The organism is Vibrio sp. 1069 (assembly GCF_033340555.1).
This window is the reverse complement of sequence record NZ_JAWOWP010000644.1, coordinates 1-591: the sequence shown is the minus strand read 5'-3', so window position 1 is coordinate 591 and position 591 is coordinate 1. Positions and strand designations below refer to the sequence as shown.

Sequence of the window (591 nt, the reverse complement as noted above, 5' to 3'; positions counted from 1 at the left end):
TCAGGGCTAGCTTGTTGCCACTTCATCGCGAAATCCTCACTGGGTGCGCAATCATCTTCAATCTCGATCTGGAACCATTTCATACCCAGTTGTTGGGTAACTTCACCCAAATCCGCGACGTCTTTCGATGCTAGCTCAGCATTGTCCAATGCCGTAACCACGGCTTGAACACCCTGCTCTTTTAATTGCTGTAAAGACGTTTGCAAATCGACGCCTTTCGTACCCGGGCACGGTGTTAAAACTAATGCACCAGAGTCCAAATCTAATTGCCATATAGGATGAGACATTGTGAACTCCTATTCAGCCAAACCAACGTTACGAACCAATTCTGCGGTGCGCGTTGCGTAACCCATTTCATTGTCGTACCACGCGTAAATCTTCACCATGCGAGAACCAACGACCATTGTTGAGAGTGCATCAACGATGGTTGAGCGTTGATCGCCTTTGTAATCGATCGACACCAACGGACGCTCTTCAAAGCCAAGAATGCCTTTTAGCTCACCTTCTGACGCTTCTTTCAGCAAAGCATTCACTTCTTCTGCGGTGGTATCGCGTTTCACATCGAAGATGATGTCTGTCAGTGACGCATTC

2 pseudogenes are annotated in these 591 nt (G+C 47.7%); both read right to left on the bottom strand.

From position 1 onward, the window contains the following. A pseudogene (locus tag R7040_RS28235) lies at window positions 1–287 on the bottom strand (phosphatase); the annotation flags it as partial. 9 nt (window positions 288–296) lie between these two features. After that, window positions 297–591 (bottom strand): annotated as a pseudogene (locus R7040_RS28230) (glyceraldehyde-3-phosphate dehydrogenase); the annotation flags it as partial.